The sequence below is a fragment of the Melghiribacillus thermohalophilus genome, assembly GCF_004342905.1.
Taxonomy (GTDB): Bacteria; Bacillota; Bacilli; order Bacillales; family Alkalibacillaceae; genus Melghiribacillus; species Melghiribacillus thermohalophilus.
The window spans coordinates 117,182-140,197 of sequence record NZ_SMAN01000002.1 but is presented as its reverse complement, the minus strand read 5'-3'; the positions used below and the strand labels follow the sequence as shown (position 1 = coordinate 140,197).

The following is a 23,016-nucleotide window of genomic DNA, read 5'->3' as shown; positions in this document are numbered from 1 at the left end:
TCACAGCTTTACCAAAACAAGATGGTTAGCTAGCGCCTACAAGGGATACCCATGGTGATTCGATAAAAGAAATTTCTAGGTGTTGGATCAATTGTTTGGGCCGTTGCGTCCCAGACTTGCGCCGTTGCTCCCCGCGCTTGGGCCATTAGCTCCTCACCTTGGGCCATTACTCCCCACGCTTGGGCTGTTACACCCCTTGCTTGGGCCGTTGCTCCCCGCGCTTGGGCCGTTGCGTCCCAGACTTGCGCCGTTGCTCCCCGCGCTTGGGCCGTTGCGTCCCAGACTTGCGCCGTTGCTCCCCGCGCTTGGGCCGTTACACCCCAGCCTTGGGCCGTTGCATCCCCAGCTTGGGCCTTTATGCTCCGGGATTGGGCCGTTGCTCCCCGCGCTTGGGCCGTTGCTCCCCTTGCTTGGGCCGTTGCAACCTATGCTTGGGCCGTTGCTCCCCATACTTGGGCCATCGCTCTCCAAGCTTGGGCCATTACTCCCCACGCTTGGGCTGTTACACCCCTTGCTTGGGCCGTTGCAACTCCTGCATGGGCCATTACATCCCCGGTTTGGGCCATTGCAACCCAACCTTGGGCCACTACTCCCCATGCTTGGGCCATTACATCCCCGGTTTGGGCCGTTGCATCCCAGGCCTGGGCGGTTATGCATGACTTGCTGCAAGCCATCCCAGAAAATGACCACAACAAAAACCAGAAGGCCCTGCGCCTTCTGGTTTTTTCCTATCTTTTATGGATTTGTTCGGCTTCTTCTGAACAAGCCAGCCACTTTTCCCTTTAATTTAGGCAGATCATCGAAATAGGTATACACCACCGGGATTAACAGTAGTGTAAAGATCATGGAAACTGTCAATCCAAAAATAATGACGATGGCGAGGGGCTGCTGGGCTTCAGCACCCTGCCCCCATCCTAGAGCTAGCGGCACCATGCCGAGCACGGTCGTAAGGGTGGTCATTAATATTGGACGCAGGCGGCTTGGACCCGCTTCCATGATTGCTTCGTACCGGTCAATTCCTCTTCTTCTAAGAATATTGATATAATCCACAAGGACAATAGCGTTATTTACGACAATACCTGCAAGCATGATAACCCCGACAAAAGCTGGCAGACTGAGGGGTTTCTGGGTGACAAATAACCCCAGTAGCACACCGATGACGGTAGCCGGCATTGAAAACATAATCACAAATGGATATAAATAGTTTTCAAACTGGATCGCCATGACCGCATAAACAAGAAAAATGGAAAAGACTAAAGCAAGCGCCAGCTGCTGGAAGGATTCAAGCATATCTTCAGCCTGGCCCCCGATCGTATAGGAATATCCCTCAGGGAAATTCATGTTTTCCAGGCGGTTTTCAATATCCGCTGTTATACTGCCGAGATCCCTGCCAGCAATATCACTGGTAACATTGACCTGACGTTGCTGATTTTCCCTGTTCAGGGCTACAGGACCCGTAACCTGTTTTAGCTCAGCCACTGCGCTTAACGGAATCATCTGTCCGGTGGCAGTCTGTAAAAGCAATGTTTCCAAATCCTCAATTGATTGCCGTTTTTCTTCCGGCAGAACAAGTCGGACATCGATTTCATCACCGCCGGTCCGGTAACGGGTTACCGTCTGTCCATTAAAAGCAAGCTGGACCTGGCTCATGACCTGCTGCTGCGTTAAACCATACTCCCCTGCCAGATCTTGATTTACTTCTACCTGTATTTCCGGCCGCCCTTCTGACGCTGATGATTCTGGGTTCTGGACCCCTTCAATATCCGATATCATATAGACCACCTGGTCTGCGATTTCAGTAAGCACATCATAGTCCGGTCCATTCAGTTTAATTTGCACGGGATCGCCTGTACCCAGGCCAGCACTCATTTCACTGACTACGATCTCAGCCCCGGGAATTTTTTGCAGCTCTTCATCAAGATTGGCTACCACTTCCTGGGTGGTTATTTCCCGTTCATCGGGCGGGATAAGCTGAATGGTATAAGTGGCCCGGTTGGCACTTCCGCCAAACCCTTCAAATCCGCCGCCGGCAATACTTAAATAGTTCGTTTGCATAATATCCTCATACTTTTTTATCTTCTCATCGACTTCCTCAGTGATCTGTCTGGTTGCTTCCATCGATGTTCCTTCTGGTGCGGTAACCCTGATTTCCAGCTGTCCCTGATCCGATTCAGGAATAAACGATGTTCCGATCATTGGAATGAGGGACAGGCTGGCTGCAATTAGCAGTAATGTTGTAAAAACAGTTGTTTTTCGGTGTTTTAACACAAAGGACAACATGCTGCGATACACACGATATACTTTTTCCATCAGCCGGTCGAACCAGTAGCGGCGCCCTTGTGTCTGAAAAGATTTTTTCAGCAACTTGGATGACAGCATCGGGATCAAAGTAATAGACACTACAAGGGAAGCAATTAAGGCAAAGGAAACTGTCATCGCCAGTGGTGTAAACAGCTCTGATGCCAGTCCCTCAACAAATACGATCGGCAAGAACACGACCAGTGTCGTAGTGGTAGATGCGATCACAGCCGGGGCCAGCTCGGATCCACCCTTTTTCGCAGCTTCAACAAGGGAATAGCCCTGCTGTCTGTAACTGACGATGTGCTCCAGGATGACAATGGATGAGTCAACCATCATACCGATACCAAGAGCGAGCCCGCCCATGGTCAGAACATTCAAGGTTTCTCCGGTAAAATACATCAGGGTAAATGTTGAAATAATGGCAATCGGTATGGACAGACCAATTACAATGGTAGCCCGGAAGCTTTTTAAAAATAAGAGCAATACGAAAACGGAAAAAACCGCCCCTGCCAGCATGTTTTTGACGACGGAATCAATGGCCTGCCTCACAAAGATGGAAGTATCAAAAACAACATCAAGCGAGATTTCATCGGAAAGCTCTGGCCTGATTTCTTTGATCGCTTCATTGATTTCGTCAGCGACCTGTACGGTGTTGCCTTCTGATTTTTTCAATATGGACAAAACGACTGCAGGTTCGCCATTCACGATGGAGAGGGAGTTTTGTTCCTTAAACGTTTCTTCAATATCTGCCACATCTTTTAAATAAATTTGTTCTCCTGCCGGAGTCTGGATCAACGTTTTTTCAATTTCCTCAACGGATTCATACTCCCCCTGAATACGGATTTGCAGATCCTGATCACCTTTATCTATGACGCCCGCTGATGCGGACTGGTTGGCAGCATTAATGGCCTGGGCCAGAGAGGAGGCGTTCAATCCATAGTTAAACAGTTGTTCCTGCTTTAACACGACATGGATAACTTGTTCCCTTCCTCCTTCAATACTGACCGAACCAACTCCTTCCTGACGTTCCAGGAAAGGGACAATGCGATCTTCAGCAACCCGCTGCAGTTCAACGGAATCGGTTCCCTTAAGGCCCAGCCACATGATCGGAACCTGCTGGGGATCAAATTTTAACACATTCGGTTCTCCAGCATTCTCTGGCAGGAATCCTTTCACCCGGTCCACTGATTCCCGGACATCCAGAAGAGCCTGATCCAGGTCTACACCATTGTTGAACATGAGAACAACCAGGGATGCACCAGGCTGGGACTGGGTCTGAACCGTATCAATCCCTTCAATGGTACTGACTGCAGACTCAATTGGTCGGCTCACAAGGTTTTCCACTTCCTGGGGAGCTGCCCCTTCATAGCTGGTGGAAACGACTGCAATGGGAAGTTCAATATCAGGATAAAGGTCAATAACCAGGTTTCTTAATGATACAAAGCCCAGTGCAAGTATGGCGATGACAAGCATGGTGACACCAACGGGCCGTCTTACAGATACGTCTACCAGTTTCATTGCTGGGCCTCCTTCATCACCTGTACTTTATTGCCATCGGATAAAGTAAGCTGGCCTTTGGTCACAACTTGATCCCCTGGCTTGAGATCTCCTTCAATGGCAGTGAATTCAGTTTGTGTTTCAATCATCTTTACCTGTTTTTGTACAGCCCGGTCATTTTCAACCATAAAAACGTATGAAGATTCCCCCTGTTCCACAACGGCGCTCGTCGGTACAAGCAGTTGATCTTTTACAGTTGTTTGCGGCAGCTGGAACCCGGCCATCATCCCGGGTTTGATCTCTTGATTTTTATTCTCGAGTTCTGCTTCAACCGTATACATCCCGCTGTCGTTTACAACCGGTGAAATATAGGTAATGGCTGCATCATGCGATTGTTGTAACGGATAGATATAAACCGCTACGTTTTCTCGATCTTGAAATAAAGGCAATTCATCAGCACCTATATTTGCCTGGATTTTAATCGGGTTCAACGAAATAATGGTAGCAAACGGCTGGGTGTTGGATGCGAATCCGCCTTCTTTTCCGTTTACTTCTGTCACAATTCCTGACATCCCCGCTGTAATAGACGCGGTTTCCATCTGACTTTTTGTTTGCTGAAGCTGAGTTTGGGCCTGCTGAAGCTGAATGCGGGCCTGTTCCACACCAAATTCGGCCTGCTCCAGGTTTTGTTCTGCCTGGGAAACAGCGTTTTCAGCCTGTTTCAATTGCTGACGGGCTGCTTCTGCCGCTGCTGGATCGTCTGAGGCCTGCTCTACATTTTCTTCTGCATCAGCTCGCTGGTCCCGGGCGTTATCCAGTGCTGTTTCCGCCGCCTCCTTGCTTGAGATGGCCTGATCAAGCTGGGTCTGAGCCTGAGTTACAGCGATCTGCTGAAGCTCGATCTGGTTCTGAATGGATTCCGGGTCGACTCTGGCAAGCAGCTGTCCCTTTTCCACCACATCTCCTTTTTGAATGTGGATTTCCGTCAGTTCTCCGGATACTTTCGGAATAACCGCTTCACTGTCTCCCGGTATAGCACGGCCAAAGATCTCGTGTTCCTTTTGCAAATCACCTTTTATCACCCGGGCGACTTCCACTGGGGTTATAGGATCAGGCTGGTCACTCTGGTTTTCTGTATTTTGTGCACATCCGGTAAGAATGAGAAAAATCATTCCGGTTATAATGGAAAAACGTTTCATGAGTAATCGCTCCTTTGATTATGAATCATAGCCTGAATGGTATGATGATTAATAAGGGATTTATATACTTCTTTCAGCGGCTGAACGGACTGAAATTGATTGAGCATTGCCTGAACAATGATTGGGTTCGGTCTGTTTTTGACAAGTTCCCGTTTCAAAACGGAGAGCGCTTCGGTTAGATCTCTTCTCTGTTCAGGGGGGATGTTAGCTGACTGAAATTTTACTTCTACTTTGTCTAACATATGCTCAAGATCATCGGTTTTTTCAATCTCCTGTATGACAGGTGGTTCCTTGCTCTGAATCATGCCCTGAACACAGTCATCGAGCCGCTTGACAATAAATCTGGAAAGTTCGGGAAGGTCTATGTTTTGATGATGTTCGATTACCATGTAGTTTGAATAACTGTGCATCAGACCCTGGAGTATAATGGCCCCATCCAGAATATAAGGTTGAATTTGGGATCCATAGATGGCTCGCAGGTTGTTTTTCGCCCACTCCATCTGCTGATCTTTGATCTGATAAATCATTTCCTTTACTTTTGGCCCAAGGGAGACCTGGTCCCGGAGCAACATTAATATAAACGATCGGTTATGAAATAAAGTTTCAAAAAACATGTTTAATTGCTCAATCAGAGACTGTTTGGGATCTTTGTGCTGACTGCCGACTTCGATGATTCGGTCCATGATAACCTGGTAGTAGTATTTGTAAATCGCAAGCACTAAATCTTCTTTTGAATCAAAATAAATGTAAAAGGCACCTTTAGATACCCCGCTTTTGTCGGTGATTTCTTTAACGGATACCGTATGGAAACTTTTCTGGGCGAAAAGGTCGATCGCCGTTTCGATCATTCTTTTTTTCTTTTCATTCATGTTGGGCACTCCTTTTTGGAGATATGTGTCCGATTTATTTTTTAGCTTGAGATGATCCTGAAATGGAATGCTCGGAAAGGACTGGATCACCTCGGTGCGTGGTGTAGATTTTTTAGCTTTGATTCCAGGTGGATGACTGAAAAAACGATGAGGGTGGGTTACGATGTATGTATGACCGGTCAGTCAGTTTGCTACATTTTAGACTATACAAGAAAAAGACACCTGCTGCAATGAATAAATATGAATACTTTATGACATGGTTGTGGTGCCTGTCACCTGTTACATTTTGCCGACGAGAAAAACGCAAAAGATCAGACCATTCACGTAAAATGGTTTCAAAAGACATAAAAATTGCCTGTCACCTGTCGAATATGGTTTCTCCCTAGATTCGACAGGTACAGGCACCCCCTTACGGTTAGTAAAGGGTCAGGCCGTCGTCTGGCCAGAAATCATTTCTGCAATAATATGCAACAGCGAGGCCTGTTTTTAACATTTGTTTTTGAAAGGAGGTGTAAGAGGAAGCAATGGTATGTTTTGACCCATTTGTAAATTGAATTTCCAGGTGATCTTTCTTATCCGTGCTGGACCAATAACCACTGACATGGAAAAAGGAAATCCAATTGCATTCTATATTGAGATGGGATTTAGTTGGGAACATATATATCCCCATTTTTGGATTAACGGGAATGGGAAGTTTGGTCCGGGTACGAAGAACTCTTTTCATAACCTCTTTTCTCCCAGCCAGGCTTGCTCCCCCTTCTATACATGAGTCTTCTAAAACTTTAAGAGCTGTTCGTGTACAATAAATCGTTTGATCTGGCTCTAGAATTTTTGTGATATAGAGTGGATCATGGTTGTAGAAAATAGCTAGAGTATTTTTATTTACGATATAACGGTTTGAAAACTTATCCATATTTTCTCCCTCCACAGTGTATCCAAACATCATATACCATATATTTACTATTTCTATGCCAAAAATCCTTCTTTTTGAACTCAATAATTTCTATATATTGTTAATCTATTAGGGATATTGAATTATTTTTGAAAATATACAAGGTCGTTTTGCTTATTTGTCGAATTTGGATAACGACGCTAGCATACAGCCCGTTAATGTGTCAGGAGGGAATTTTATTGGATGTAGCAAAATTATCAATGGCATTGAGTCACAGCCAATTACGTCAGGATGCAAGCCTGGCCTTAATGGACAAAGCCATGTTACAAATGAAACAGCAGGGTAATGATCTGATACAGATGTTAGAGAAATCTGTACCTGATGTTCACCTGCCCCACCCGACTCTGGGAAAGCACATTGATATGAAAGGTTAAGCTCATGAAAATGGTGCCTGTCTCTGGTTGAATCCAACAAGAGACAGGCACCATTTTATTGATCTTCATTGTTGTTTCCGTTTTGACCTTCTCCGCCTTCCTGATCTTCTTGCATCATATCATTATCCTGATCTCCCTGTTCTTCCTGACCGCCCTGATCATTCTGGTTACCCTGGTCTGTTCCTTGATCTGCGCCTTCACCCCCACCACCATTCTGATTGCCTTGCTGTTCCTGTTGGTCCTGCTGCTGCTGTTCCTCTCCATTATCTCCGCCCTCTTCCTGGGCACATGCTGTGACAAGCACGACTGCCATAAAAGGAAGGCTGATTTTCCACAACCATTTTTTCATACGTATATCCTCCTTTTTTTTGCATGAATTTCTAAAACCGCTTTTCCGAATCATGTTAGCAGTGATTCTCTTTTAGCTGGAAAAGCATCTCTAAAAATTAGGTTGTACAGGTTGTGAAAAAATATGACAGATCCTTGAATTTTTCAAGAATCATACTGAGGTTAAATGGCAACAGCCAAAAAAAGACAGGCAACCAGCATGACGAGGAATGACGGAAATTCTGCGGAGCTAGAGAAATACCAGCGGGATGATCCTTTCCCTTTCACCCGATGCCATTGTTGCCAAACAACCATGAAAAAAAGAGCTGCATGAACAGCCCTTTTATCCCCATCTGTAATCTTTTATAATTAATTATTCCCCAATAGCAAACATGATTTCTGTCTCACAGGCTACCTCTCCGGCAACTGTCGCGATTCCTTTCCCTTTTCCTATTCTGCCTTTTGCCCGTATAATCTCCACTTCCAGCTTCAACTGATCTCCTGGTTTGACCTGACGTTTAAAGCGGCACTTATCAATTCCCGTAAAAAAAGCGAGTTTTCCCCTGTTTTCTTCTTTACTGAGCATGGCTACTGCTCCAACCTGTGCAAGGGCTTCAACAATCAACACCCCCGGCATAACCGGATAGTCAGGGAAGTGACCCTGAAAATAAGGTTCGTTCACAGACACATTTTTTACGCCTACCGCCCGTTTCCCCTCTTCCATTTCTGTTACCTGATCAATCAAAAGAAAAGGGTAGCGATGGGGGATCACGTTCTTAATTGCCTCTATGTCATACATGTTCGGAATCCTCCTATTCCTGTTTTGTGACAATATCAATGATGTGCTGCCATGTAGACTTGTCAAGGGCATCAGATGGATTTCCTTCGCCAATAACCCCATATCCGAACACTAACCCGGCCATCAGGGAGACAAAGCATAGCAGCACCACAATGATCACCCTGAGCCAGATTGGTATCAGCCGTTTTCTCAGCTTTTTAGGACGTTCCGGCTTGTCTGCATGTTTGGCAGCATCCTTTTTTTCCTGTTTTGCCTGCCTTATTTCTTTTCGCTGTTCCTTTTTTTGAATTCGGCGCTTTGCACGAGTCGACGGGGATTGCTTCCTCATCTCATTTGATGGCATAACCGTTAACTCCTTTTGTCCTATTCATGATGATTAACGAAGGTTCCCGATGAGTCCCATCATTTGATCACCAATGGAAATGGCACGGGCGTTAAATTGATATGCCCTCTGGGTCTGAAGCAATTCGGTCAATTCCTCGCCCATATTTACATTGGAAACTTCAAGGGCTCCGGGTTTAAGAGAAGCGTCTTCTCTGGCCACTTCATTCACAAGTTCCTGCGGATTCACTCCGAGGTCCTCTTCCGGGGGAAAACGAAATGTATTGTTTCCTGCAGCCATCAGCGTACGGGGCTGATCAATCTCAACCAGTTCAAGACGATCTGCTTCATAAGTCTGTCCCTGATCACGAACAAGAATGGTGCCATCTTCATTAATCGATAAGGATTCAGCATCATTCGGAATCAAAATTGCTCCATTCTGGCCTGTGACAGGATATCCTTCACTGGTCACCAGCATGGCTTCCTGACCGCCATTGACCGGCTGGAGATAAAAGTTTCCAGCTTTCGTATAACGGGTCTCGGTCACCCCGTTTTCCGTCACCTGAACCTGAAAAAACTGGTTTTCTGAGAGGATTGCTACATCAAGGGGACGCTCGGTCATCTTCAAAGCCCCCTGTTTCATATTCACATTGGTATGGCCCAGTCTTGCTCCGGAACCTACCCGAAGATCAAGCGGGGCAATACGTCCGCGATTCCCTGGTTCATCACCTGGCAGTGATTCCAGTTCACGTACTAACAGTGACGAAAAGTTTGTGCTTTTGTCCTTATACCCTGGAGTTTCGCTGTTGGAAACATCATGGCTGATCATATCTAATTTTTTCTGGAGCTGTTCCATCGTTACGGCTGAATAGTATAAATTTATCATGCCTTTAACCTCCTATTTTAGCGAAGCTGTGCGATCCGGTTTACGGCAAGGTCCATACTTTTATCATACGCTTTAAGCACCTGTTGATTCATCTCGAATAAACGGTATGTACGCAGCATTTCCGTCATGGTCCGTTCAGGATTGACATTAGACTGTTCCAGATAACCCTGTTTAATTTGAAAGGGCACTCCTTCTCCGATTGCCCGTGCATCTTCCGGCTCTGCATGCTGCCAGAATGCCCCCGCCTGATCCAGTTCATCCATATTTGGATGATAAACAACAGCGAGATTTACTTCGTCATCTCCGGACTGGATGACGCCATTTTCATCTACTGTATAACCAGCATCGGCCTGAATTCGGCCTCCGCGTTCATTTAATACATAAAATCCGGCTCCGTTTGTCAGGAAACCATCCTCATCCACCACAAAATCAGCATTCTGGGTATACTGGATTTCGCCTTCTTCGTTTTGCAAAGCGAAAAACAGTCCGCCGTTTTCATCTGGAAGTTCTCCATTTTCAATAGCCAGGTTGTTTCCAGCCTGTGTAATCTGGAAGGGGAAGTTTTGGGCACGTGCATTCAATGGTGTATCCGGCTCGAATCGAAATAAACTGTTCCCTTCATGGACAAAATTGCTTTGATCCAGATAATAAGCGATTCCAAGGTTTGCTGTTGTGCCGTCACCCAGCTCAATGACACCACTTGAATTGACAGCAAATTCCTCACTGCCGGTCTGAATCCGCTCTCCATTTTCATCCAGTACGTAATGCCCATGACTGGTGACAAGAAATCCTTCACTGTCAACGGTAAAATTACCGTTTCGGGTGTACCTTAAAGTGCCGTCTTCATTCTCAACGGTAAAAAACAAATACCCATTTTCATCCGGAAGTTCACCATTTATGATAGCAAAATCCGTCGAAAACCCCGTTTCTCTCAAACTTCCCTGGGTGAATGTGGGAAGCGTTTCATGGACATATGCCCCGGTATTTAATGCCCCGATTCGGGAACTAAAAGGGATATGCCCGCTGTTTTTTACCGGAAGCTTGTGGGATTCCATCCGCTCAATCAGCATTTCAGGAAAGGCTCTTACTGTGGTTTGTTCAGCTTTGTAACCGGGTGTCAATACATTGGACATATTGTTTGACAAAACTTCCTGTCTCCGCTGCTGGCTCAGCATTCCTGATGCAGCTGTATAATATCCTCGTAACAAAGCAGCTACCTCCTATTTAACCGTATTTCTTTTCGGCAATTTATCGATGTTTTCCAGCATGATGCCTGTTCCCTTTACGACACAGTTCATCGGTTCTTCTGCAATAAATACAGGTACTTTCAGCTCTTCGGAAAGAAGCTTGTCCAGACCATTTAACAGTGCACCACCTCCGGTTAAAATAATTCCCCTGTCAATGATATCAGCAGACAGTTCCGGTGGTGTGCGCTCCAGAACCGATTTAGCTGCCTGTACAATGACGGCGACCGATTCTTTCAGAGCGTCATGAATTTCTTCTGATTGAACCGTGATCGTGCGGGGAAGTCCGGTTACCATATCCCGTCCCCGGATATCCATTTCTTCCTGACGTTCTCCAGGGAAAACGGTAGCCACGTTGATTTTAATGTCTTCGGCGGTTCGGTCACCGATCAAAAGCTTATATTTTCGTTTAATATATTGTAAAATTTCCTGATCAAACTTGTCCCCTGCCAGCTTAATGGAAGAGGCGGTGACGATATCTCCCATTGACAACACAGCAACATCAGTTGTCCCACCGCCTATATCTACCACCATATTTCCGCTTGGCTGAAAAATATCCATACCGGCACCAATTGCGGAGACTTTTGGTTCTTCTTCCAGGTAGACAGGTTTGCCCCCACTTTTTTCGGCTGCTTCTTTAATTGCCTTTTGTTCGACTTTCGTAATATTTGTCGGACAACAAACGAGAATTCGCGGCTTTGACAAAAATCCACGAACATTGATTTTTTTAATAAAATGTTTTAACATAGCTTCGGTAACATCAAAATCAGCAATCACGCCATCTTTCAGCGGACGAATGGCTTCGATATTGCCCGGTGTACGTCCGACCATACGGCGTGCTGCATGACCTACTTCAAGTACACGATTTGTATTTCGATCCATTGCGACAACGGATGGCTCGTTTAACACAATGCCCTTTCCCTTCACATGAATCAAGACATTTGCAGTACCTAAATCAATGCCAATATCCCTAGAAAACATTTACCATTAATCCTCCCTGCCATATAAAACTTCGAACGATGTCACAGAACGTAGTTTAACTATTATAATATTTTATCATAAATTGGATGAATGCGTCTCTTTGTTTTGAAAAAAAGATCATATTTTTCTTTTAATTTGTAATAGAGGAATTTTATTCTTTTTTTATCGGAAATATGTGAAGGAGATTAGGATAGGCTGTTCCTTTATGAGCCGGCTTTTGTCGTTGAACGCTCTCTGTATTTCCGTTTTGTTGCTTCTCCCCCCCGCAGATGACGGATGGACTTATGGTATTCGAGGATTTTTTTGACCTCTTTGGCCAGTTCCGGATTGATTTCCGGCAGCCTTTCGGTCAAATCTTTGTGGACGGTGCTTTTGGATACGCCAAATTCTTTCGCAATAACCCTCACCGTCTTCCTCGTCTCCACGATATATTTCCCAATCTTGATTGTTCGTTCTTTGATGTAATCGTGCACACCACTCGCCTCCCTAAGTTGGATCTTGCAAAGGTGTGAAATGAGACGTGGTGATGGTGCGTGGGAAATTGGCATAAATGATTAGAAGACATACAGTGGCAGATCCTTCTTTTACGTTTTCAGCAACAAACCACACTTTCTCACCTCAAACCTTTCCTTTAGCTTGATTTGTATAATTTTATTAATTTTTTTATGGGAATATGCTTAAATTTCAAGGGGGACAAGGGTTGAATTCATTTTGCCTGAAACAGATGGAACCATTAACTGATTCCTTCCTGTTTGTTTTCACGGAATAGATAGGATCTGGTTCCAAATCCCTTTTCATTGTCTGGGGCAGCTTGCTGGTTAAGGAGATTATTCTCTGAGTTCTTTTTTTCTGGGCAGCAACAGCTCTTTCGGGCATGCTGGAGCTGAATTTCCGATTAGGGGTAGGGGCGATTGCGTTCGAGTCGGTCGAGTATGGGGTCATTATCTCCCCTGTTTGGGCCGTTTTGTTCCCATCATGGGTCATTACCTCCCCTGTTTAGGCCGTTTTGTTCCCGTCATGGGCCATTACCTCTCCCGTTTGGGCCGTTTTGTTCCCGTCATGGGCCATTACCTCTCCCGTTTGGGCCGTTTTGTTCCCATCATGGGTCATTACCTCTCCTGTTTGGGCCGTTTTGTTCCCGTCATGGGCCATTACCTCTCCCGTTTGGGCCGTTTTGTTCCCGTCATGGGTCATTACCTCTCCTGTTTGGGCCGTTTTGTTCCCGTCATGGGTCATTCCCTTTCCCGTTTGGGCCGTTTTGTTCCCGTCATGGGTCATTACCTCTCCCGTTTGGGCCGTTTTGTTCCTGTCATGGGTCATTCCCTCCCCCGTTTGGGCGGTCAGCTTGATCCTTTGACCATCCAGAGCATGATCCTGTAGAAAAAAACCCCGGAACAGCATGCTGTTCCGGGGGTATCAACTTCACCATTATGTGTTTTCCATTGAAATAGAGGATTCCGTTTCGTCATTGGTTACTTTGTTATCAGATTCTTCCTGGCTTTCATTTTCTTCTGCCTGGTCTTCTTCATCAGTGGATGGTTTAATCTCGCTGACCGGTTTGTTAAAGTATTCTTCAGGGTTTAATGGTTCGTTGTCCTTTCTTAACTCAAAATGAACATGAATTCCATTAGCCTGGCCATAGAGATTTCTTCCAGCGGTTCCAATCACATCTCCCTGCTGTACGTTTGCCCCTTTTTCAACCATGACTTCACCCAGACTAGCATATTTGGTGGTTACACCATAGTCATGAGTGATTTCGACCACATTTCCATAAAGGGGATCTTCTTTCACTTCCGTTACCTTGCCACTCAGTGATGCCGTTACGTCGAATGGTTCATCATTTTGTGATGCAATGTCAATTCCCATGCTCTGGTAATACTTATTGTTGTAAAGAATTAGGGCCTGTTCTTGTTCTTCTTCTGATGCATTATAATCGTAGAATTTGGTAACAATCTCCGTATCGTCTGCATGTTTTACCGGCATCTGAATCATTTCGCTCTGTTCCATTACTGGAGTAGCCTCGTCTTCATTATTGTTGTTGTATAACGGATTGGATACCATAGAGTTGTCCTGTGTTTCATTATTTGCTGTCTGATTCTCATCCGGAAGATCAACAGACCGATTTTGATACCAGAGTACACCAGCTAAAACAAACGCTACTAAAGTTAAGTAAACCGCTGGATAAAACCATTTTTTTCTTGAGATTTTCTTCCAGGCTGAATGTTTGAAGTTTGGCTTTTTGCCTTCCTCTTTCATTTTCCATCACCTCAGCAACCATTCTGAGCAGAAAGAGGAAAATATATACATGTTTTTTAAAAATTTTTCCTTTTATTTTTCTACACACAGAAAAATATATACATTTTTTATTCATTTTTCCCCAAAAATTTTGGGGAAATGCTGGCGTTATAAACAAGAAACACAATGGCGCCCTGACAGGCCCTCAGGCTCCTGGCGCTTACCCGGGGTGGATGAACAAAGCATCCCCGGGAACCAGGCGCTGCAGCCGTTTCCACGTAAAGTAGCCCACATCCGCTGATGGTTATCATACCTGAACACAAAAAAACTGGCTTCACCACAAGCCAGCTTCCATACAGAAAAATTACTGTTTACTGGATTCCATCCGTTCCAGATAAGGCGTAATATCGGAAATCGTCGCACCTTTGTAATAGTATTGAACAATTTCTTTATAGGTTTTCCCTTCTTTTGCCATTCCATTGGCCCCGTATTGACTCATCCCGACCCCGTGGCCATAGCCTTTTGTTGTAAAAATTAAATAATGATCTTTTTTCGCAATGGAAAAATCACTGGAATGTAGGCCGAGGGCTTCCCTTACTTCCCTTCCGGTAAACGTTTTATCTCCAATGGTTACCGTTTCGACACGGTTACTTTCTGTACGAGTTAAATCAGAGAAAATCGGTTGTTGACTTAAATCCACCCCAAGCTTATTTTCCACCTCATCGAGCGCGACAATTTTCTGATTCAGAAACTTGGGTGACTCTTCATCCCATGGACTTTGGACACTTCGTAAATATGGTATGGAATTTTGCCAGTAGTCTTCAGAATTCTCGGTAAAGCCGTTGCTTGTGGAAAAGAAGGCTGCGGTAATGGGTTCGCCTTCATATGTGATGATTTCTCCCTGTGTTTCAGCAACCGCCTGTTTGATCCGCTTCATCTTCCAGGAGTAATCTGTTCCCCATAGCTGTCTCAGTTCATCTTCGTTTTTGTAAACCTGATGCTCCACGGTATCTTTGACATGGGAATTTTCCGGAGCCTGGCTACCCTGAAGCAAATGTTTCACAAGAAATGTTCTGGCTGCCAGCGCCTGTGCTTTCAACGCTTCCATTTCAAAGTCAGCTGGCATTTCCGAAGCAACTACTCTTGCAACATAGACTTCCAGCGGCACATCTTCCACTTGACTGCTGGCAGTACGAAATACTTTGATTGTAAAAGACGAATCCAGTTCCAGAATTGAATCATTTTCATGCCGGTTTGATTGAGTAGTCTCATTTTCCCCTGCTTCAATGAATGGTATCACAATCACACTCGGAATAATCAGGATAATCGCTGCCAGGATACTCACAAGAATGATGCCCGATTTTTTCCAGTTCAACCACTTCGCCTCCTCTCTGGTCTCTACTATAAAACTTATACAGAAAGGAGATTTAATAGAACCAAAATTACCATTTAACATAAGGAGACAAAAACAAGGATCTTTTTTGAAAACCTATGAATGTTTTTACTGGATGGAAAAGGTAAAGTGCTGAATCATTCAAAGGAAGAAAATGGGGTAAGGGAGTGGTTCTGTTGAGGAACCATTCGTCACAATTTTTGTGATAAAACAATGCGGTGATAATCTGGCCCTTTCGTAAAAATACTGCGTCTCATACCGAAACAGGTTGCTTTTAATGTTTGACTAAACCAGGGACAACTTAAAGCACAGAAAACGAAAACCCCCGATGGAAACTACAACGTTGCCATCAGGGGTTAGATTCGGGATAAGGATTATAGGGATGATAGATGTTTCTGGTCGCTTGATTTATATTCAGATATGCGCTGAATATCGGCTCCTAATTGTTTTAGTTTACCGACAAAATCCACGTAACCTCTGTCAAGATGGTTCAGCTGGGTCACCCTCGTATAACCGTCTGCGACAAGACCGGCGAGAATAAGGGCAGCAGCTGCACGCAAATCTGTTGCAGCGACTTCGGCACCCTGAAGCTGAACCGGGCCATCAATAATGGCGCTTCGTCCTTCGATTTTGATTCTGGCATTCATACGCCGAAACTCTTCGACATGCATGAAACGGTTTTCAAAAACGGTCTCTGTAATCACACTCGTTCCGTTCGCTGCCATAGTAAGTGCCATCATCTGTGCCTGCATATCCGTTGGGAATCCCGGGTGCGGCATTGTTTTAATATCTACTGACTTTAATTGTTCCGGTCCAATGACCCGAATGCCTTCATCATATTCTTCGATTCCGACACCCATTTCTTTTAATTTTGCTATAAGGGATCGAAGGTGGTCTGAAACAGCTCCCTGGACGAACACATTTCCCTTTGTGATGGCTGATGCAACCATAAAGGTTCCTGCTTCGATGCGATCCGGAATAATCGTGTGTTCGCATCCATGGAGACAATCCACTCCCTCTATCCGGATCGTTTCTGTTCCAGCACCGACAATGTTTGCCCCCATTTTATTTAAGAAATTCGCTAAGTCCACAATCTCTGGCTCTTTTGCGCAGTTTTCAATAATTGTGCGGCCTTTAGCCAGTGTCGCAGCCATCATAATATTTTCTGTTGCACCAACACTGGGCACATCCAGATAAATACGTGCACCCTTCAATCGGTCCTGTTTCGTGTGGGCCTCGATAAAGCCATTTCCCACATGGACCTCGGCCCCCATGGCTTCAAAACCTTTCAAATGCTGATCAATTGGTCTTGAACCGATGGCACATCCTCCCGGCATGGCTACCTTAGCATGGCCGTATCTCGCCAGGAGTGGTCCAAGCACCAGGACCGATGCACGCATTTTTCGCACATACTCAAAAGGGGCTTCGGTTTTTAGCGGCAGTTCTGCATTAATTTTTATCGTGTGGTTTTGATTGATGACTTGCACATTCATATATCGCAAAACTTCATTCATGGTGTCTACATCTGCAAGAGCGGGCACGTCATGGATGACACTTCTTCCTTTACTTGCCATTATACTTGCTGCGATGACAGGCAGTACAGCATTCTTGGCACCTTCAACTCTTACGGTACCTTTAAGCTGCCTCCCACCACGTACGATGATTTTTTCCAAGTTATTCCCCTCCGCGACTAGTTTCTATATATTAATATTCAACTGTCAGGATTGGTGTGCCGATTGTGACATAAGTCATCCCGTCCAATCCTCTTCGAATTGAAAACTGAACATTCATCTTGCTGTCTTCAGAAATCGGAACATGGACGTCCCATTGATCCGTATAGCCCGATATAACCAAAAAGTCTTCTTCTTCCAGTTTATGTAGTAAATCCACTTTGTGATCGTGCATAAACTTGTCTAATAAACTATTTTTTATAATAGCATCTGTTTTGGACTGTAAACAAGTGTAAATCGGTGTATTTTCTTGAAAAATATGTGACTTCGCCAAATTTAGATGCTTTTCGATTGAATTCATCATATTTTTATCTAACTTTTTTCCTGATAATGTATATATGATTTCGACATATGGTTGCAAATTCCCTTTTTCTTTTATCACTATTACCTGTTCGGATAGACCTATTTTTTTATGTACGTTTTCTATGTAATATTTCTTAGATTGATTCGTTGTTGCTGTTTTAAAGGGGGTATTTAGATGGAGTGCCTGCTTCACTCCCTCGAGGGTCTTTTCACCTTCCCATTTCATCGTCTTCCGCATCATAAGCTCAAAGCTGGTTAACGGCAGGTTTTCCTCATGCATAAACGAGTGAAGGTTTAACAGGGGCTTTAAGTCCTCTTCAGTGTTCGCATTTGCGTGACTGATCCATGAAGCTGATAATAGAATCATAGAAATAAAAGGAAATAACCATCTTTTTTTCATACGTCTCTTCCTCTCCCGCTTCGTTTTTATCAACAGTATGGACGGGAGAAGAAGAGTTTATAACGAAATAAGATCATTTATTTTCATCGTTACTGAAATAAATAATTTAATTGCTGGGACCATTTTAAGAAATCCAGAAAAAAGCGGCTGACACTTGTTCCAATGGCAATTGCAATTAAAAGATAAATGATCCGTGCTTCCACAACACTTCCCTTTCTTATGATCGCTTCCAGACGTAAGCCCTGCATGGCTCTCCATGTCAGAATGATAAATAAAACATGTGAAAACATGCCGATAACCGCTTCAATACCCAGTGACTGCAACATGCGAGTTCCCTCCTTCGTTTGCTCATCTATACAACCATTACACGTTTTTAGGGGCTTTGTCAAACAAAGCCCCTAACAGGAGGTTACCAGTTGAAAAATTGTAAAGGGAGATTCGGGAAAATTCCGAATAGAACCGTACCAAGCGTACAAAATCCCACTGTCACCCAGGTGATCGCTGGAACCTGGAGGTTTGCATGTTTTTCAGCCGGACGGGAATACATCTGCACCAGGATATTGAAATAATAAACATAGGATATGACAGTTGTTGCAACCATGATCCCCGCCAGCACGTAACGGGCTGGATCAGCCGATAATGCTCCAAGGAAGATGTTAAATTTCCCGATAAAGCCAGCTGTGCCCGGGATACCGGCGAGTGATGCAAGGAATATCGTCATCATCACGGTAAGAACAGGCGAACGGTGATAAAGCCCTGAAAATATGGACATATCTTCATTTGCATGATTTTGTATTAATACATGAAGAACCGCAAATGCACCAATATTCATCAGCATGTATGCGAGTAAATAAAACCATATGGTTTCCAGGCTGAATGATGTAAGAGCCGCCAGTGGAATGAGCAGGTAGCCGGCGTGGGCAATACTGGAATAAGCAAACAGTCGCTTCATGTTTCGCTGTCTTAAAGCGACCGTATTTCCAACAATCATCGTTAATGCGGCCAAAACGGCAATGAGCCCAACTCCGTACTCATAGACAGTCCCCTGCTCCAGCCCCGGCTCCGCAGTAAAGGCGATGATCAACATTCGGGCGATCAGTATAAAACCTGCCGCTTTGGACACAACACTTAAAAAGGCTGCAACTGGAGTAGATGCCCCCTGATACACATCCGGTGTCCACATATGAAATGGTACAGTGGAAATTTTAAAGGTCAGGCCTACAAATGTTATGACAAACCCCAGTATTGCCAGCGGTTCCAGTTGAGTGTCAATGGCCGACATTTCCCGGGAAATATCGAATAAATTTGTCGTACCTGTTAAGCCATAAATGTAGCTGAGCCCAAACAGGGTAACCGCTGATGCCAGGGATCCTGTAATGATGTATTTCATAGCCCCTTCATTGGCATTTCGATTGTATTTCCTGATTCCAACCATGATATAGGAGGAAATCGACAGCAGTTCCAGTCCTGCATAAAGGGTAATGACGTCCCCGCTGGACACGACAATCATTCCTCCAAGCAGAGCTGCCAGCAGCAGATAATGAAAATCTCCCCTTACCCGTTCTGTCTCTTCATCCCATGATGGGCTGGTCATCAAAAGGATCAGCAGTGTACCAGTCAGCAAAATGATTTTAAAGAAGAAAGTGACTTCATCAAATATATACGTGTCATAAAGAATGGATACTGATTCGTGCTGATACTGGGTGGACAGAAAGGCAATGGCCAGCAGGACACCCAGAATGGACAGCCAGCTGGACAAACGTTTGTTTCCGTAAAACAAATCCTGCAGTGAAACGATGACTCCTGTTATTAAAATGGTGAATTCCGGTGCCATGATACTCCATTTAAAACTCAATAGTGTTTCTAAATCCATTGCTTATCCCCCCATCCCTGCAACGAATGTTTCCAGGGTGATTTGTAGAAGCTGACCGAGGCTGTCAGGATATACGCCGATCAAGATAATGAACGCCAGCAGAACTCCTGCAGGAAGAAGTTCTAGATTGCGCAAATCGGTCATTTTATCTAAGGCTTTTCCCTTTCTTTTTCCAAAACTGATGTTTAAAATCGCTCTAAGGAAATAGACAGCTGTCAGGATGATGCCAATGATTCCGATTGCACCGAATACAGGAAGATTTTCAAAGACGCCAAGGAATGCCATGAATTCGCTGACAAAACCGCTCATACCGGGAAGTCCGAGTCCTGCAAGGGCAGCTGCTAAAAAGAACCCCGAGAGCACCGGTGCAGTTGTCCACAGACCCCCTAATTTTTCCAGATTGGTTGTGCTAGTTCGGTTGATTAAAACCCCTACTAAATAAAAGAGAAGTGCAGAAATTAAGCCATGGGAAATGGTCTGGAAGATGGCTCCCTGATAGCCTGCAGTGTTCATTCCGGCTATTCCGAGAAGAATGATTCCCATATGGGATACACTGGCATAGGCAAAAACTTTTCGCAGGTCGTCCTGAATCAGGGCGAGAAATGCACCGTATAACAGATTAATGAGCCCCAGTACAGCCAGGGTGACGGCCAGTAACGGGAAAGTCTCCGGAAACATTCCAGCTCCAAACTGAAGCAAACCATAAGCGCCAATTTTCAACAGGACGCCCGCGTGGATCATGACGACAGCCGGCGGTGCATACACGTGCACATTCACCATCCAGGAATGAAGCGGAACGATAGGCAATTTCACACCAAAGGCAACCAGAAAGGCAACGATTACCCCAATCTGATAAGCCTGATCATCCATGGTGGACATATAGTCTTTTACAGCCTCAAAATTGGCGTTACCTGCCTGAATGAAGACAGCAACAATCGCGATGAGAAGAACCGCTGAACCAAGTCCGTTATAAATGAGATATTTATATGCAGTCTCTTCCCTTTCTACATGACCCCATTTCCCAATTAAAAAGAACATGGGAATGAGAGTCAGTTCAAAGAAGAAAAAGAATAAAAACATGTTATCTGAAGCAAAGACACCCAGCATACCGAGTTCCAGTATGAACAGCCATTGATAAAACAATTTCGGATTTTTTTTGATGTCCTTAACAGACGCCAGAATGGACAGCGTGACAATTAAAGTGGTCAATAATAGGAGTGCAAGCCGAAATCCGTTCAACTCTAGTTCGTAGTCGATGACCAGTGTCCGGCTGTCTGTTTCATAGGAAAACCAGGAAAAGTTTTCCGCCAGACGGTTATTTCGCTGATAAATGAAATAAACAATCCAGGAAACGATCAGGGGGATGAAGCCACCAATTAAAGCGTAACGCTGAACGATTTTTGGGCTGCTGTTGTTTGACAGCAGAGATATGAGAACCAATCCAACAATCGGTGAAAACACGAACAGACTTAGCAGTCCCATTTAGAAATACCCCCCTCTGACAACAAAGATCAGTACAATGACGGCGAGTCCCAGCAAAGCTACGGTTCCATAAGTCTGGACCCGGCCATTTTGCAGTCTGGACCCTGTTTTTCCGATCTCCTTTACCATTCCTGCTGCAAATGCCGCAATGGTTTCCACTACATAACGTTCGGTGTAATACATGAGATAAGAAATGGCACGTGTACTGTATATGATGGTGTTTTGATAAAACTCATCGATAAAATATTTGTGATATAAAATGGTGTATGTTGATGAAAACGTCGTCTTCCATTCCTCCCGGTCCATCTGTTTTCGCACATAGATGAAATAGGCAAATACGATTCCCCCAAGGGATAGTAAGGTAGCCAGAAAGATCAGCCAGGTCGGGCTATGATGCAATACGGCATATTCCTGTTCGGCTGCCAGCCAGTCAGCAAATCCGGTAGCGAAAAATCCACTGATGACAGCGAGTGCCGCAAGAATGATCACGGGGATTTTCATGCTGACAGGAACAGACTTCGGTGGTTTGTCTGCCCCTTTTCCGTGAAACACCATGAAATATAGCCTGAACATATAAACAGACGTTAAAAAGGCGGTAAGCAGAGCAACCCCCAGGAGCCCGTATTGACCATCTTCCAGCAGAGCTGCAAAAATCGCTTCCTTACTGAAAGACCCCGATAACAGTGGAAAACCACTGATTGCAAGGGTGCCTGCCAGAAACCCCCACTTTGTAATGGCCAAATGTCTCCCTTCTCCGGCGATTTCTTTGATATTCTGTTTTCTCAGGGCTAAAATTACACTTCCGGCTGCCAGAAACAAGAGGGCTTTGAAAAAGGCATGAGTCGTCAGATGGAACATGCCGGCCACATACCCTCCCGCGCCCAGTGCCAGCATCATATAGCCCAGCTGGGATACCGTAGAATATGCCAGAACTCGCTTCAAATCATCCTGGACTAAACCGATCGTAGCAGCGAAAATGGCTGTAAATGCCCCTATAACCGCCACAATCATTAACGCCCATTCACTGGCTAAAAATAACGGGTAAGCCGCAGCGACGAGATACACCCCCGCAGCCACCATCGTTGCTGCATGAATTAAAGCTGATACCGGTGTCGGACCTTCCATGGCATCAGGCAGCCAGGTATGAAGGGGGAACTGGCCGGATTTCCCCACTGCCCCGATAAACAGCAAAATGGCCGTTAGTGTAACCATGCCCGGGGCGAATTCGTTTTGCTCCACAGCCTGAAAAATTTCTGTAAAAGAGAGAGAACCTGTTTGCCAGAATATTAGAATCAATCCGACAAGCAATCCCGCATCGCCAATTCGTGTCATAATGAAAGCTTTTCGTGCCGCACGTTTTGCACTTTCTTTATACAGATAAAAGCCGATTAACAGAAAGGAACCAAGCCCTACCAGTTCCCAGAACATATAAAACTGAATAAGATTGGGTGACATGACGAGGCCGAGCATCGCAAATGTAAACAGGCCCAAATAAGCAAAATAGGTTGCCCTGCGATCATTCTCCCCCATGTAGCCAAGCGAATAAATATGTACTAGGAGGCTAACAAAAGATACGATGAACAGCATCAGTCCATTTAATGGATTGAGCCACACACCTGCCTGAATATCTGTCGTGCCAATGGTCAGCCAGGTCCATGTCGCTTCATATTCAGTAACGCTGCGTAAATCTGCGATCACTCCTAACGTAAAAATGAAGGAGATTCCTGTCAGCAGAGAAGCCAGATAGCCGCTTACCGTCTTCAGTTTTTTTCCCGAGAGAATCAATACTAGAAAGGAAAGCAACGGAAACAGCGGGATCAGCCATGCAAAACTGATCATTTTATCATATC

General features: G+C 44.9%; 22 protein-coding genes. 2 read left to right on the top strand and 20 right to left on the bottom strand.

Going from position 1 to position 23,016, the window contains the following annotated elements:
• Nucleotides 1-79: 79 nt before the first annotated feature.
• A complete protein-coding gene (locus tag EDD68_RS03245; protein WP_132370799.1) occupies nucleotides 80-808 on the top strand; it encodes a hypothetical protein in 729 nt (242 codons plus the stop codon).
• On the opposite strand, the gene EDD68_RS03240 is transcribed toward EDD68_RS03245, so the two are convergent.
• From EDD68_RS03240 to EDD68_RS03225, 4 genes are all read right to left on the bottom strand, one after another.
• A complete protein-coding gene (locus tag EDD68_RS03240; protein ID WP_132370798.1) occupies nucleotides 736-3,819 on the bottom strand; it encodes an efflux RND transporter permease subunit in 3,084 nt (1,027 codons plus the stop codon). The two genes, EDD68_RS03245 and EDD68_RS03240, sit on opposite strands and share 73 nt — an antisense overlap.
• A complete protein-coding gene (locus EDD68_RS03235) occupies nucleotides 3,816-4,997 on the bottom strand; it encodes an efflux RND transporter periplasmic adaptor subunit (protein WP_132370797.1) in 1,182 nt (393 codons plus the stop codon). The genes EDD68_RS03240 and EDD68_RS03235 overlap by 4 nt, the downstream gene beginning before the upstream one ends.
• Complete coding sequence (locus EDD68_RS03230) at nucleotides 4,994-5,866, bottom strand: TetR/AcrR family transcriptional regulator (RefSeq protein WP_132370796.1); 873 nt, start codon at nucleotides 5,864-5,866, stop codon at nucleotides 4,994-4,996. Before EDD68_RS03230 ends, EDD68_RS03235 begins: the two co-directional genes overlap by 4 nt.
• Before the next feature lie 415 nt (nucleotides 5,867-6,281).
• Nucleotides 6,282-6,779 carry a competence protein ComK gene (locus EDD68_RS03225; protein ID WP_165902042.1) on the bottom strand — a complete coding sequence of 166 codons (498 nt, stop codon included), beginning with the start codon at nucleotides 6,777-6,779 and terminating at the stop codon, nucleotides 6,282-6,284.
• A 218-nt stretch (nucleotides 6,780-6,997) separates the two neighbouring features.
• Between EDD68_RS03225 and EDD68_RS03220 the strand changes: the two genes are divergently transcribed.
• On the top strand, nucleotides 6,998-7,192 hold the full coding sequence (locus tag EDD68_RS03220; protein WP_132370794.1) for a YjfB family protein: 195 nt from the start codon (nucleotides 6,998-7,000) through the stop codon (nucleotides 7,190-7,192).
• Between the two features lie 55 nt (nucleotides 7,193-7,247).
• Here EDD68_RS03220 and EDD68_RS03215 read toward each other — a convergent pair whose 3' ends face one another.
• From EDD68_RS03215 to nuoL, 16 genes are all read right to left on the bottom strand, one after another.
• Entirely contained in the window at nucleotides 7,248-7,541 is a 294-nt protein-coding gene (locus EDD68_RS03215) for a hypothetical protein (protein WP_132370793.1), read from the bottom strand.
• Between the two features lie 351 nt (nucleotides 7,542-7,892).
• Nucleotides 7,893-8,318, bottom strand: a complete 426-nt coding sequence (gene fabZ, locus EDD68_RS03210; RefSeq protein WP_132370792.1) for a 3-hydroxyacyl-ACP dehydratase FabZ — start codon at nucleotides 8,316-8,318, stop codon at nucleotides 7,893-7,895.
• 13 nt (nucleotides 8,319-8,331) lie between these two features.
• Nucleotides 8,332-8,661 carry a DNA-directed RNA polymerase subunit beta gene (locus EDD68_RS03205; RefSeq protein WP_132370791.1) on the bottom strand — a complete coding sequence of 110 codons (330 nt, stop codon included), beginning with the start codon at nucleotides 8,659-8,661 and terminating at the stop codon, nucleotides 8,332-8,334.
• 33 nt (nucleotides 8,662-8,694) lie between these two features.
• Nucleotides 8,695-9,525, bottom strand: coding sequence for a flagellar hook-basal body protein (locus EDD68_RS03200; protein WP_132370790.1), 831 nt, complete (start codon nucleotides 9,523-9,525; stop codon nucleotides 8,695-8,697).
• Between the two features lie 17 nt (nucleotides 9,526-9,542).
• Nucleotides 9,543-10,733: a flagellar hook-basal body protein gene (locus tag EDD68_RS03195; RefSeq protein WP_132370789.1), complete on the bottom strand. Its 1,191-nt coding sequence runs from the start codon at nucleotides 10,731-10,733 to the stop codon at nucleotides 9,543-9,545.
• 12 nt (nucleotides 10,734-10,745) lie between these two features.
• Nucleotides 10,746-11,750 carry a rod shape-determining protein gene (gene mreB / locus EDD68_RS03190; RefSeq protein WP_132370788.1) on the bottom strand — a complete coding sequence of 335 codons (1,005 nt, stop codon included), beginning with the start codon at nucleotides 11,748-11,750 and terminating at the stop codon, nucleotides 10,746-10,748.
• 203 nt (nucleotides 11,751-11,953) lie between these two features.
• Nucleotides 11,954-12,223 (bottom strand): sporulation transcriptional regulator SpoIIID, encoded by a 270-nt coding sequence (spoIIID, locus tag EDD68_RS03185; RefSeq protein ID WP_132370787.1) that lies wholly within the window; start codon nucleotides 12,221-12,223, stop codon nucleotides 11,954-11,956.
• 523 nt (nucleotides 12,224-12,746) lie between these two features.
• Nucleotides 12,747-13,151 carry a hypothetical protein gene (locus EDD68_RS03180; RefSeq protein ID WP_132370786.1) on the bottom strand — a complete coding sequence of 135 codons (405 nt, stop codon included), beginning with the start codon at nucleotides 13,149-13,151 and terminating at the stop codon, nucleotides 12,747-12,749.
• A 27-nt stretch (nucleotides 13,152-13,178) separates the two neighbouring features.
• Complete coding sequence (gene spoIIQ, locus EDD68_RS03175; RefSeq protein WP_132370785.1) at nucleotides 13,179-14,006, bottom strand: stage II sporulation protein SpoIIQ; 828 nt, start codon at nucleotides 14,004-14,006, stop codon at nucleotides 13,179-13,181.
• 343 nt (nucleotides 14,007-14,349) lie between these two features.
• Complete coding sequence (gene spoIID, locus EDD68_RS03170; protein ID WP_243646738.1) at nucleotides 14,350-15,360, bottom strand: stage II sporulation protein D; 1,011 nt, start codon at nucleotides 15,358-15,360, stop codon at nucleotides 14,350-14,352.
• A gap of 392 nt (nucleotides 15,361-15,752) precedes the next feature.
• Complete coding sequence (gene murA, locus EDD68_RS03165; protein WP_132370783.1) at nucleotides 15,753-17,051, bottom strand: UDP-N-acetylglucosamine 1-carboxyvinyltransferase; 1,299 nt, start codon at nucleotides 17,049-17,051, stop codon at nucleotides 15,753-15,755.
• Between the two features lie 31 nt (nucleotides 17,052-17,082).
• A complete protein-coding gene (locus EDD68_RS03160; protein ID WP_207902530.1) occupies nucleotides 17,083-17,778 on the bottom strand; it encodes a YwmB family TATA-box binding protein in 696 nt (231 codons plus the stop codon).
• Nucleotides 17,779-17,900: 122 nt separating this feature from the next.
• Nucleotides 17,901-18,137 carry a DUF1146 family protein gene (locus EDD68_RS03155; RefSeq protein ID WP_132370781.1) on the bottom strand — a complete coding sequence of 79 codons (237 nt, stop codon included), beginning with the start codon at nucleotides 18,135-18,137 and terminating at the stop codon, nucleotides 17,901-17,903.
• 83 nt (nucleotides 18,138-18,220) lie between these two features.
• On the bottom strand, nucleotides 18,221-19,684 hold the full coding sequence (gene nuoN / locus EDD68_RS03150) for an NADH-quinone oxidoreductase subunit NuoN (protein ID WP_132370780.1): 1,464 nt from the start codon (nucleotides 19,682-19,684) through the stop codon (nucleotides 18,221-18,223).
• 3 nt (nucleotides 19,685-19,687) lie between these two features.
• Nucleotides 19,688-21,166 (bottom strand): complex I subunit 4 family protein, encoded by a 1,479-nt coding sequence (locus tag EDD68_RS03145; protein ID WP_132370779.1) that lies wholly within the window; start codon nucleotides 21,164-21,166, stop codon nucleotides 19,688-19,690.
• Nucleotides 21,167-23,005 carry an NADH-quinone oxidoreductase subunit L gene (gene nuoL, locus EDD68_RS03140; protein WP_132370778.1) on the bottom strand — a complete coding sequence of 613 codons (1,839 nt, stop codon included), beginning with the start codon at nucleotides 23,003-23,005 and terminating at the stop codon, nucleotides 21,167-21,169.
• Nucleotides 23,006-23,016: the final 11 nt, after the last annotated feature.